Origin of the sequence: Streptomyces sp. NPDC005438 (assembly GCF_040606315.1) — a bacterium.
Taxonomy (GTDB): domain Bacteria; phylum Actinomycetota; class Actinomycetes; order Streptomycetales; family Streptomycetaceae; genus Streptomyces.
Genome location: NZ_JBEXEP010000006.1, coordinates 390,838 through 404,381, shown reverse-complemented (window position 1 = coordinate 404,381; position 13,544 = coordinate 390,838). Strand labels below are relative to the sequence as shown.

Here is a 13,544-nt window from a genome sequence, read left to right as displayed (position 1 = left end):
GCAGCTGTCCCAGGGCCGCCCGGTACGGCTGGCTCCGGTACCCACCTCCTTCCGCCACTGGGCGGCCGAACTGCCCGCCAGCGCCGCTACCCGGGAGGACGAACTCCCCCTGTGGCAGCGGGTGTTGGACGCGCCCGGCGGCCTGCCCCGGGCCCGTACCGGCGACCTGGGCACGGTCAGCCAGGCCCGCCACCGCACGGTGGTGCTGCCCGCCGAACAGACCGCGCGGCTGCTGACCGAGGCCGTCAGCCGGCACGACACCCCCATCCACCAGTTGCTGCTGGCCGCCCTCGGCGGAGCGGTGGGGGAGTGGGCCGGCCGGGAGGGCACCCCCTTCCTGGTGCACGTCGAAGGGCACGGCCGCGAGCAGCAGATCCAGCCCGGAGCCGACCTGTCCCGCACCGTCGGCTGGTTCACCAGCCTCTACCCGGTACGCCTGGAACCGCTCACCGACCCCGACCACGCCGTGGCCCACACCCGGCGGGCCCTGGAGGAGATCCCCGACAGCGGGGTGGGCTACGGGCTGCTGAGGGAACTCCACCCCAAGGCCCGCGACACCCTGGCCGAACTGCCGGCGCCGGGGCTGGCCTTCAACTACCTGGGCCGGTTCACCACCGCCAGCGGGCCCGACCGGCCCTGGAGCGCCGCCCCCGAGGCCGGCGTACTCGGTGGGGCCATCGACCCCGAACTGCCCATGGCCCACGCGGTGGAGATCAACGCCATCACCCGGGACACCCCCGAGGGCCCGGCCCTGCACACCCGGCTCACCTGGGCGCCGGCCGCCCTGGACGAGGCCGAGGTGGACCAGCTGGGCGAGTGCTGGCTGGCCGCCCTCACCCGGATCGCCGAGGGCGCCCCGGAGTCCGGCACGGACACGGACACGGACACGGTCACCGGCACGGAAACGGGCCGGACCGCCGAACCCGAGTCGGACCAGCGAGAACAGCGGCCACCGGCCGCGTCAGAACCCCAACCCCCGGCGGCGCGGTCCCTGTCACCGCTCAGCCCCGAACAGACGGCACTGCTCAAGGCGCGATGGAGGAACCGGTGAGTGTGGACGACGGCCTGGAAGACATCCTTCCGCTGGCGCCGCTGCAAGAGGGCCTGCTGTTCCACTCCGACTTCGACAGCGGCGCCCGGGACGTCTACACCATGCGGCTGGTCTTCCGGCTGCGCGGAGCCCTGGACGACACCGCCCTGCGCGGAGCCCTGGACGAGGTACTGCGCCGGCACCCCAACCTGCGCGCCGCCTTCCTCACCGAGGGACTGGACCAGGCGGTCCAGGTCATCCCCAGCACCTGGGAGGTGCCCTGGCGGATCGAGGACCTACGGGAACTGGAGCCCGGGGAGCGGGAGGAGGCCCGGGAACGGGCGCTCACCCGGGAGCGGGAACACCGCTTCGACCTGGCCGACCCCCCGCTGCTGCGCGGCACCCTGCTGCGGCTCGGTGACGAGGACCACCAACTGGTGCTGTCCGCCCACCACATCCTGCTGGACGGCTGGTCGATGCCGCTGCTCGGCAAGGAGCTGTTCACCCACTACGCCCGGCTGACCGGCTCCACCGAGGCCGCCGAACTCCCGCCGGTACGCCCCTACCGGGACTTCCTGGCCCACCTGGCCGCCCAGGACCGGGGCTCGGCCGAGGCCGCCTGGCGGGACGCCCTCGACGGGCTCACCGAACCGACCCTGCTCACCCCCGGCGGCAACACCTCGGTACCGGAGGCCCCCAGACAACTGGACCTGCGGCTGCCGCCCGCCGTCGCCGCCGGCCTGGCCACCCTGCCGGCCAGCCACCGGCTGACCACCGGCACCCTGTTCCAGACCGCCTGGGGGGTGACCCTGGCCCGGCTGACCGGTCGGCACGACGTGGTGTTCGGTACCACGGTCTCCGGCCGGCCCGCCGACCTGGACGGTGCCGAGGGCATGATCGGCCTGCTGATCAACACCCTGCCGGTGGCCGTCCACGCCCCGCCCGGACGGACCCTGTCCGAGACGGCGCGCGGGGTGCAGGCCGCACAGGCCGGGCTGCTGGACCACCAGCACCTGGGGCTGAACCGCGTCCAACAGCTGGTCGGGCTGGGGGAGTTGTTCGACACCCTGCTGGTGGTGGAGAACTTCGGCGTGGACAGCGAGGGGCTGGCCCAGGCGCAGTCCGCCGGCGGACTGACGGTGGAGTCGGTACGCGGGGAGGACGCCACCCACTACCCGGTGACCGTGGTGGTCCACCCCGGTCCCGAGCCCGCCATCGCCCTGCGGTACCGCCCCGACCTGGTGGACCGGGCCCGGGCGGAGTTCCTGGGCGCCGCCTTCACCCGCGTACTGGCCGCCCTCGCCGAGGAACCCGAAGGCCCGGTGGGCCGGGTGGAGTTGGTGTCCGCCCAGGACCGACGGAGGGTGCTGGAGGACGGCGCCCCCCTCCAGGAGGCCACCGAGCCCCGAGGGAGCATCGTCGCCCGCTTCGAGGAGACCGTACGCCGCGCCCCCGAGGCCCCGGCGGTCACCGACGGTACGGACACCCTCGACTACCGCGCGCTGGACGAGGAGGCCAACCGGCTGGCCCGGCTGCTGCGGGAGCACGGGGCCGGCCCGGGCACCCTGGTGGCCCTCGCCCTGCCGCCGTCGGTGGAGCAGGTGACCGCCGTGCTGGCGGTCCTCAAGACCGGCGCCGGCTACCTGCCGCTGCTCGCCGACGCCCCGCCCGAGCGCACCGGGCGTCAACTCGCCTCCGCCCGGCCGGTGGTGGGTCTGACCGTGGAGGCGGTACGCCCCGGTCTGCCCGAGGGCACCGACTGGCTCACCCTGGACTCCCCGGAGGTGACCGAGCGGCGGTCGACGCGGTCGGCGGAGCCCCTCGGGGTGGAGGTGGCGCCGCTGGAGACCGCGTACGTCATCTACACCTCCGGCTCCACCGGTGACCCCAAGGGCGTGGTGGTCAGCCACCACAACGTGCTGCGGCTGCTGGACGCCACCGACGAGGTGTTCGGCTTCGGCCCCGAGGACACCTGGACCCTCTTCCACTCGTACGCCTTCGACTTCTCCGTGTGGGAGGTCTTCGGCTCCCTGCTGTACGGCGGCCGGCTGGTGGTGGTCCCCCGGGAGACCGCCCGCTCCCCGGAGGAGTTCGCCGCGCTGCTGGACCGCGAGCGGGTCACCGTGCTCAACCAGACCCCCTCGGCCTTCTACCAGCTCGCCGACGCCCACCTGAACCGCCCCGAGCCGCCCCGACTCGCCCTGCGCACCGTGGTGTTCGGCGGCGAGGCGCTGGACCCGGCGCGGCTGGCCGACTGGCAGCGGCACCACGGGGCGGACGGCCCCGAGCTGGTGAACATGTACGGGATCACCGAGACCACCGTGCACGTCACCCAGCACGTGCTGGAGCCCGGACGGGAGGACCTCGGCCCCGAGGGCGCCGCCAGTCCGGTCGGCCGCCCCCTCGACGACCTGGCCGTCTACCTGCTGGACGGCGCCCTGCGCCCGGTGGCCCCGGGCGCGGTGGGGGAGCTGTACGTCGCCGGGCCCGGGCTGGCCCGGGGCTACCTGGGCCAGCCCGGCCTGACCGCCGGTCGCTTCGTCGCCAACCCCTTCGGCGAGCCCGGGGAGCGGATGTACCGCAGCGGTGACCTGGCCCGGTGGACCGAGGACGGCGACCTGGACTACCTCGGCCGGGCCGACCACCAGGTCCAGATCCGTGGCTACCGGGTCGAACCGGGCGAGGCCCGCGCCGCCCTGGCCGCCCTGGACCAGGTCCACGAGGCTGTCGTACTGGCCCGCCCCGCCCCGGACGGGGACACCCGGCTCGTCGGCTACTACACCGCCGCCTCCGCCACCGACCCGGACCGGCTGCGCGCCCAGCTGGAACGGCGCCTGCCGCACTACCTGCTGCCCGCCGCGCTGCTCCAGGTCGACCACTGGCCGCTGACCGGCAACGGCAAGCTCGACCAGCGGGCCCTGCCCGAGCCGGAGGAGCACACCGCCACCGGCGGACGCGCCCCCGAGGGCTGGCGCGAGGAGATCGTCGCCCAGCTGTACGCCGAGGTCCTCGGCCGGGACGAGGTCACCGCCGACAGCGACTTCTTCGCCCTGGGCGGGCACTCCCTGCTGGCCACCAAGCTGGCCTCCCGGGTACGTACCGCCCTGCGGGTGGGCCTGTCGGTACGGGACGTGTTCGAGGCGCCCACGGTGGCCGCCCTCGCCGAGCGGGCCCGTACCGCCGCCGTCGCCGAGACCCCGCTGACCGCGCGGGAGCGGCCCGAGCGGGTGCCGTTGTCCCCCGCGCAGCGCCGCCTGTGGTTCCTGCACCAGCTGCACGGGCCCAACGCGACCTACACCATCCCCTTCCTGGCCCGGCTCACCGGACCACTGGACGTCGCCGCCCTGCGGGCCGCCCTGGTGGACGTGCTGGACCGGCACGAGAGCCTGCGCACCGTCTTCCCCTCCGTCGACGGCACCCCGTACCAACGGGTGCTCCCCACCGCCGAGTTGGCCGACCCGCTGACCGTGCGGGAGCTGGGCGACGGCGCGGTGGACCGCGAGGTGGAGGCCCTGCTCGCCGAGACCTTCGACCTGGAGCGGGAGATCCCCCTGCGGGCCACCCTGCTGCGGCTGGAGGACCGCCAGCACGTGATCGCCCTGCTGGTGCACCACATCGCCGCCGACCAGTGGTCGGCCGGTCCGCTGCTGGGCGACCTGGCCACCGCCTACGACGCCCGCCGCCACGGCCGGGCGCCCGGCTGGGAGCCGTTGCCGGTGGGGTACGCGGACTACACCCTGTGGCAGCGCGACCTCCTCGGCCTCGATGTCGAGGCCGAGAAGGGCAGTCTCGATGTCGAGGCCGACGGGAGCAGCCTCGGTAACGAGGCCGCTGCCGACCGGGGCGGCCCGGGGACCACCGGTACCCCTCAGGACACCGTTCTGGCACGGCAGTTGGCGTACTGGCGCCAGCGGCTGGACCAGCTGCCCGAGGAGATCCGGCTCCCGGTGGACCGGCCCCGGCCGGCCCAGCCCAGCCACCGGGGCGGGTTCGTACGGTTCACCGTGCCCGACCGCACCCACCGCCGGCTGCGGGTCCTCGCCCGGGACGGCGCCAGCTCGATGTTCATGGTCGCCCACGCGGCCCTGGCCGCCCTGCTGTCCAAGGTGGGCGCCGGGCACGACGTGGTGATCGGCACCCCGGTCGCCGGCCGCCAGGACAGCGCCCTGGACGAGCTGGTCGGCTTCTTCGTCAACAACCTGGTGCTGCGCGCCGACACCTCCGGCGACCCCACGTTCCGGGAGCTGGTGGAACGCTGCCGGGAGACCGACCTGGACGCCTACGCCCACGCCGACGTGCCCTTCGAGGAGCTGGTGGAGGAGCTGAGCCCGCACCGTTCGCTGGCCCGGCACCCGCTGTTCCAGGTGATGCTGGCCTGGGAGACCCGGGACGCCGAACTGGTCGGCCTGCCGGGGCTGACCACCTCGCCGCTGCCGGCGACCGGGGAGGCGGCCAAGTTCGACCTGACCGTCACCCTCGCCGAGCGCCGGGACGAGGAGGGCGTCCAGGGGCAACTGGAGTACGCCCGCGACCTGTTCGACGCCGACACCGCCGAGGCCCTGGCCCGGCGGCTGGTCCGGCTGCTGGACGCCGTGGCCGAGGACCCGGACCTGCCGCTGGGCCGGCTGGAGCTGCTGGACGCCGAGGAGCGCCGGGCGCTGCTGGGCGACCCCGAGGACACCCGGGCCCTGCTGGCCGAGGGCGCGCGCACCTCGCTGCCCGGACTCTTCGCCCAGTGGGTCGCCGCCCGCCCCGAGGCACCGGCCCTGGCCGGTCCCCGCTGTGGCGGTGACCCGGAGGGCCGCGAACTGGTCGAGTTGAGCTACCGCGAACTGGACGGTGCCGCCAACGCGTTGGCCCACCGGCTGCGGGAGGCCGGCGTCGGCGCCGAGGACCGGGTGGCGGTGGTGCTGCCACGTACCGTCGAGGCGGTGGTGGCGCTGGTGGCCGTGCAGAAGCTGGGCGCGGTGTACCTGCCGGTCGACCCCGACTACCCGGCCGAACGGGTCGCCTACATGCTGGCCGACGCCGAACCCGCCCTGGCGCTCACCGCCCCGGGCGCCCCGGCCCCGGGCGAGGTGCCCCACCTGGCGCTCCCCGGCGACACCCTGGAGGCCCGCGCGGAGGACCCGGGCGGCTGGCTGGAACTGCGCCCCGCCTCGGCCGCGTACGTCATCTACACCTCCGGCTCCACCGGCCGCCCCAAGGGCGTGGTGGTCTCCCACGCCGGCGTGCCCGCCCTGGCCCGTACCGTGATCGACGGGTTCACCGCCGGCCCCGGCTCCCGGGTGCTCCAGTTCGCCTCGCTCAGCTTCGACACCTCGATCTGGGAGATCGTGATGGCGCTGCTGTCCGGCGCCGCGCTGGAGATGGTGCCCACCGAACGGCGGCTGGGCCCGCCCCTGGGCGAGTTCCTGGCCGAACGCAAGGTCACCCACCTCACCGTGCCCCCGGCGGTGCTGGCGGCGCTGCCGGTGGAGGCGGTCAGCGCCGACGCCACCCTGATCGTGGCCGGCGAGGCGGTGGCCCCCGAGCAGGTGCGGCACTGGGCCTCGCGGGCCCGGATGTTCAACTCCTACGGCCCGACCGAGACCACCGTGGACGCCACCCTGTGGCGCTGCGACCCGGAGGCCCTGCGCGGGCCGGTACCGGTCGGCCGTGCGGTCGCGGAGACCGTGGTGTACGTGCTGGACGACGCCCTGCGCCCGGTGCCGCCGGGAACCGTGGGAGAGCTGTACGTCGCCGGCTCCGGGCTGGCGCGCGGCTACCACCGCCGCCCCGGCCTGACCTCCGAACGCTTCCTCGCCAACCCCTACGGCCCGCCCGGTACGCGGATGTACCGCACCGGTGACCTGGCCCGCTGGCGGTCCGACGGGGAACTGGAGTACCTGGGCCGGGCTGACCACCAGGTCAAGCTGCGGGGCTTCCGTATCGAACTCGGCGAGGTCGAGACCGAGTTGAGCGCCCTGTCCGGGGTGCGCCAGGCCGCCGCCCTGCTCCGCGAGGACCGCCCCGGCCAGCAGCGGTTGGTCGGCTACCTGGTCGCCCGCGACGGCCAGCCGCTGGACCGTGCCGCGCTACGGGAGGAACTGGCCCGACGGCTCCCGGACTACCTGGTGCCCTCCGCCCTGGTCGTACTGGAGCGGATGCCGCTGACCCCCCACGGCAAGGTGGACCGTGCCGCCCTGCCCGAACCGGTCGTCGAGGCCGGGGAGCGGGCGCCGGCCGAGGGGCCGGCGGCCGAACTGGCCGCGCTGTTCGCCCAGGTGCTGGGCGTGCCCTCGCACGCCGTGGGAGGCGGGGACGACTTCTTCGCCCTGGGCGGGGACAGCATCTCCTCCATCCAACTGGTCTCCCGGGCCCGCGCGGCCGGGCTCCAGCTGACCGCCCGGCAGGTGTTCGAGCGCCGTACGCCGGAGGCGCTGGCCCAGGTCGCGGTACCGGCCGATGGTGAGCGGCCGGCGGCCACCCAGGTCGACGGGCCGGCCCCGCTGACCCCGATCATGCGCTGGCTGCGACGGCACCCCGCCCACTGGCGCCACTTCCACCAGTCCGTGCTGGTGACCACTCCGGCCGGGCTCACCGAGGAGGGGCTGCGTGGGGCGCTGGCCCAACTGCTGGACGCCCACCGGCTGTTGACGGCCCGGGTGGACCAGGACGGTACGCGTCTGACACCCGGCGAGGGCGGCGGACAGCCGCCACTGACCGTGGTGGACGCCTCCCACACCTCCCACGCCTCCGACGCCTCTGGTGGCTCGGACCGGGGTGAGGGGCTGGAGGACCTGGTGGCCCGGCACTCCCGGGCCGCCGTGGAGGAGCTGGACCCCGAGGCCGGCGCGGTGTTCCGGGCGGTGTGGCTGCACCGGGGCGAGGCCGCCGAGGGGCGGCTGCTGCTGGTGGCCCACCACCTGGTGGTGGACGGAGTGTCCTGGCGCGTCCTGCTGGGCGACCTGTCGCTGGCCAGCCGGGGCACCCCCCTGGAACCCGCCGGTACCCCCTTCTCCCACTGGGCGCGCGGACTGCTGGAGGGGGCCGAGCGCCGCGAGCCGGAGCGGGCCCACTGGGAGGCGGTACTGGCCGAGGGCGGTTCGCCGTTCGACGGGGCGGAGGCCGCCGCCGGCACCCCCACCGACCCGGCGGCCCCGGCGACCCTGCGTACCGAGCTGCCGCCCGAGCTGACCGAACCCCTGCTGACGCGGGTGGCGGCGGCCTTCCACACCGGGCCGGCCGAACTGCTGCTGGCCGCGCTGTCCCGGGCGCTCGCCCCCGAGGGGACCGGGCGGTCCGGGCTGCTGGTCGACCTGGAGTCGCACGGCCGGCACGAGGAGCAGGTGCCCGGCGCCGACCTGAGCCGTACCGTCGGTTGGTTCACCACCCAGTACCCGGTGCTGCTGCCCACCTTCGACGACCTCGGCCAGGGCGTACGGGACACCAAGGACGCCCTGCGCGCGGTGCCCGACCACGGCACCGGCTACGGCCTGCTGTACGACCAGGCCCCCAGCGGCGCCCGGCTGGGCTTCAACTACCTGGGCCGCTTCGGCACGGCCGAGGCCGACTCGGCCGCCTGGAACCCGGCGCCGGAGTCCTCCGCGCTGACCACCTGGGGCGTACCGGAACTGCTGGACGGCCACCTGCTGGAGGTCGGCGCCACCACCGTGGACGGCCCCGACGGGCCCCGGCTGACACTGCGGTGGACCCACGCCCCCGGGGCGCTGAGCCCCGAGCGGACGCGCCAGGTCGCCGAGCGGTTCACCGCCGCGGTGACCGAACTGGTCGAGCGCCACCGGGAACCGGGGTTCGCCGGGCACAGCCCGGGCGACTTCCCCCTGGTCCGGCTGACCGTGCCGGAGGTCGCCGCCCTGGAGCGGGACCGCCCGGCACTGGCGGACGTGTGGCCCCTCTCGCCGCTCCAGGAGGGGCTGGCCTTCCACGCCCTGAGCGGCCCCGACCAGCGGGACGTGTACGTGGTCCAGCTGGAGCTGGAACTCACCGGCGAGGTCGACCCGGCCCGGTTGCGGGCCGCCGCCCAGTCGGTGGTGGACCGCCACCCCAACCTGCGGGCCGGCTTCCGGCAGTTGGCCGGCGGCACGCTGGCCCAGTACGTCGTCGACCACGCCCCGGTGGAGTGGCACGAGCGGGACGCCTCGGACCCGGACGGTCCGGTCGACCTGGCCGAACTGGCCCGCGCGGACCGGGAACGCCGCTTCGACCTGGACCGCCCGCCCCTGCTGAGGTTCACCCTGGTCCGCACCGGACCGGAGGTCCACCGCCTGCTGTTCACCAGCCACCACCTGCTGTTGGACGGCTGGTCCGCCCCGCTGCTGCTGACCGACCTGTTCGCCGCGTACGCCGGCCGGCCGCTGCCCGAGCGGCGGCCGTTCGCCGACTACCTGCGCTGGCTGTCGGAGCGGGACCGGGACGCCGCGCTGGACTCCTGGCGACAGGCCCTGGACGGGGTGGGCGAGCCCACCCTGGTCGCCCCGCACGCCACGGACGTACCGCCCCAGGTGCCCGGCGAGGTGGACCTGACCCTGGACGACACCCTCACCGGGGCCCTGCGGGAGCGGGCCCGGGAGTGGGGGATCACCCTCAACTCCCTGGCCCAGACCGGCTGGGGACTGGTCCTGGGCCAGCTGACCGGACGGGACGAGGTGCTGTTCGGCTCCGCCGTCTCCGGCCGCCCGGCCGACCTGGACGGGGTGGAGTCCATGATCGGGCTGCTGGTCAACACCCTGCCGGTACGGGTCTCCGCCCGGCCGGGCCACACCCTGGCCGAGGTGGCCACCGCCACCCACCGCCGGCAGGTGGGTCTGCTGGACCACCAGTACCTCGGGCTGGCCGACATCCAGCAGGTCCTGGGGCTGCCCCAACTGCTGGACACCATGACGGTGTTCGAGAACTACCCCTTCGACGAGGAGGCCCTCGACGACAGCGAGCGGGCGGCCGGTTTCGGGGTACGCGGGGTCGGCGGACGCGACGCCACCCACTACCCGCTGACCCTGGCCCTCACCCTCCAGGGCGACCGGCTGCGGCTGAACCTCAAGCACCGCCATGACGTGTACGACGCCGAGGCGGCCCGGGCGGTACTGGACCGACTGGTCACCGCCCTGACCGCGCTGGCCCACCGCCCCGACACCCCCGCCGGACGGCTGGACACCGGCCCCGAGCGGCGTCCGTTGACCGGCGCCCCGACCCGCCCGTTGGGCGACGCCGGGGTGGCCGAGGCCTTCACCCGGGTCGCCCGCAGCCAGCCGGAGGCCGTCGCCGTCCGTGACCTGGCCACCGGCGCCACCCTGGACTACCGCCGACTCGCCGAGCGGGCCGCCCGGTTGGCCGACCGACTGCGGGAACGGGGCGTCGGCCCCGAGTCCGTGGTCGCGGTGGCCCTGCCCCGGTCCACCGACCTGGTGGTGGCCGAACTGGCCGTGGCCCACAGTGGCGCCGCCTACCTGCCGCTGCACCCCGACTGGCCGACGGCCCGGTGCCGCCAGGTGCTGCGGGACGCCGGCGCGGTCGCGCTCCTCGGCGACCCGGGGGACCGGGACCTCGCCGAGGACCTGCCGGTGCTCCCGGTCGAGACGGACGGGGAGGGCCCCGGAGGCGACCCCACCCCGGTGACCGGTGCCCACCTGGCCTACGTGATGTACACCTCCGGCTCCACCGGAGCCCCCAAGGGCGTCGCCGTCACCCAGGCCGACGTGGTCGCCCTCGCCTCCGACTCCCGTTTCGAGGGGCCGGCGCACCGGCGGGTGCTGCTGCACTCCCCGCACTCCTTCGACGCCACCACCTACGAGCTGTGGGTGCCCCTGCTGCGCGGGGGCGAGGTGCTGGTGGCCCCCGACACCGAACCGGACCCCGACCAGTGGCGGAAGCTGCTGGAGGAGGCCCGGCCCACCGCCGCCTGGTTCACCGCCGGGCTGTTCGCCCTGCTGGCGCAGGAACGGCCGGAGGCCTTCCGCCCGTTGAGCGAGGTGTGGACCGGCGGTGACGTGGTCTCCCCGGCCGCCGTGGCCCAGGTGCTGCGGGCCGCCCCCGGACTGCGGGTGGTCAACGGCTACGGCCCCACCGAGACCACCACCTTCGCCACCGCCGGGCCGGTGGACCCCGACCGCCCGGACCCGGACGGTCCGCTGCCCGTCGGCCGGCCCCTGGACGGGATGACCGCCCATGTGCTGGACGCGGCGCTGCGTCCGGTGGCCCCCGGGGTACCGGGAGAGCTGTACCTGTCCGGCCCCGGACTGGCCCGGGGCTACCTCGGCGACGGCCCCCTCACCGCGCGGCGCTTCGTGGCCGTACCCCAGGGTCCGGCCGGCGCCAGGATGTACCGCACCGGTGACCTGGTGCGGCAACTGCCCGACGGACGGCTGGAGTTCGTGGGCCGGGCCGACGAGCAGGTCAAGCTGCGCGGCTACCGGATCGAACCCGGCGAGGTGGAGGCCGCGCTGCTGGCCGAACCGGAGGTCGGCGCGGCCACCGTACTGGCCCGCCGCGACCTGCCCGGCGGACCCGCCCTGGTCGCCTACCTGGTGCCCGAACAGCCCCTGGACACCGAGGAGTTGGCCCGCCGCCTGGCCGACCGGCTGCCGGACTACCTGGTGCCCTCGGCCTGGGTGGAGCTGGACCGGCTGCCCCTGACCGCCAACGGCAAGGTGGACCGCGCCGCCCTGCCGGCACCCGAGTGGGTGACCGGACAGGAGCCCGCCGCCCTGGGCCAGCGCGAGGAACTGCTGTGCCGACTGTTCGGCGACGCGCTGGGCCTGGACCGGATCGGACCGGGCGACGACTTCTTCGCCCTGGGCGGCCACTCGCTGTCCGCGATGCGTCTGGTCGGCACCGTACGGGCCGCCCTGGAGGCGGAGTTGTCGGTGCGGCAGCTGTTCCAGACCCGTACCCCGGCCGCCACCGCCGCGCTGCTGCGCCCCGGCGACCGGCTGGCCGTACCGCTGCGCCCCTACCCCCGGCCGGAGCGGCTGCCGCTCTCCCCGGCCCAGCAGCGGCTGTGGTTCCTGGACCGGCTCCAGGAACGCCCCTCGGCGGCCTACAACGTGCCCATCGCCCTGTGGCTGGACGGCCGGGTGGACCGGGAGGCGCTCAGCGCCGCCCTGCGTGACCTGACCGAACGGCACGAGACGCTGCGCACCGTCTTCCCCGAGGAGGACGGCCAGGCCGTACAGCGGGTACGCGCCCCGCACGAGGTCGAGGTCCCGCTGTCGGTGACCACCCTGCCGCCCGAGGCGGTGGCGGACGCCCTGCGTCGGGAGGCCGGCCGGCCCTTCGACCTCGCCCGCGAGACACCGCTGCGCGCCGTCCTGGCCCGCTCCGAGGACGGACGGGACGCGCTGCTGCTGGTGCTGCACCACATCAGCGGCGACGAGTGGTCGGTACGTCCGCTGCTGGACGACCTGTCCACCGCCTACCGGGCCCGACTGGCCGGCGACCAGCCCGACTGGCGCCCCCTGCCGGTCGGTTACGTCGACTACACCCTCTGGCAGCGCGAGGTACTGGGCGCCGAGGAGCAGCCGGACAGCGAGGTCAGCCGGCAGATCGCCTACTGGCGCGACCGCCTCGCCGACACCCCCGACGAACTGCCCCTGCCGGTGGACCGGCCCCGGAGCCCGCAGGCCGGCCAGGACGGCGACGTGGTGGAGTTCCAGGTGCCCGAACGCGTCCGGGAGGGCCTGGACCGGCTCGCCCGGGAGACCGGGGCCACCCCCTTCATGGTCTCCCACGCCGCCCTGGCCACCCTGCTGCACCGTTGGGGCGGCGGCACCGACCTGCCGGTCGGCACCCTGATCGCCGGACGGGAGGAGGCCGCCCTCCACGACCTGGTGGGCTTCTTCGTCAACACTCTGGTGCTGCGCACCGACCTGTCCGGCGACCCCAGCCCCCGGGAGCTGGTGGACCGTGTCAAGACCGCCGACCTGGCCGACTTCGACCGCTCCCAGGTGCCCTTCGAACGGCTGGTGGACCTGCTGGGCGTGGAACGCTCGCTGTCCCGGCACCCCCTGTTCCAGGTGATGCTCAACCACCAGACGCTCAGCACCAGCGGGCCGCGCCTGGGGGAGCGGCGGACCGAACCGCTGGCGGTCCACACCCGTACCGCCAAGTTCGACCTGACCTTCACCCTGGTCAAGGCCCCCGGCCCGGACGGGGAGTTGACCGGCGGCATCACCTACCGCACCGACCTGTTCGACCCCGGGACGGTACGGGAGGTGGCCGACCAGTTCCTCCGGGTGCTGGAGGCCTTCGCCGACCGCCCCGGCCGCCCGGTGGGGGACCTGCCCCTGTACGGCCCCGAGGAGGAACGGCGGCTGCTGGAGGAGTGGGCCAGCCCCGAACCCCCGGTGGAGGCCCCCAGCCTGCCGGCTGCCTTCGCCGAGCAGGCCGCCCGTACCCCCGACGCCCCGGCGGTGCTCCACCCCGAGGGCACCCTCACCTACGCCAAACTGCTGGACGAGTCCGCCCGGCTGGCCACCGTACTGAGGCAACACGGCCTGCGCCCCGGTGAGTTGGT

2 protein-coding genes (both only partly in view) are annotated in these 13,544 nt (G+C 75.3%); both read left to right on the top strand.

Annotation, left to right across the window (positions count from 1 at the left end; translation table 11 throughout):
* Nucleotides 1–1,051, top strand: the 3' end of a protein-coding gene (locus ABZT14_RS15855; RefSeq protein WP_356302132.1) for an amino acid adenylation domain-containing protein. It extends 16,343 nt beyond the left edge of the window; 1,051 of the gene's 17,394 nt are visible here — the last part of the coding sequence; its start codon lies off the left edge, out of view; its stop codon occupies nt 1,049–1,051.
* Nucleotides 1,048–13,544: the 5' portion of an amino acid adenylation domain-containing protein gene (locus ABZT14_RS15850; protein ID WP_356302129.1), read on the top strand. 3,064 nt of this gene lie beyond the right edge of the window; only the first 12,497 of its 15,561 coding nucleotides appear in the window; it begins with the start codon at nt 1,048–1,050; the stop codon falls past the right edge of the window. The genes ABZT14_RS15855 and ABZT14_RS15850 overlap by 4 nt, the downstream gene beginning before the upstream one ends.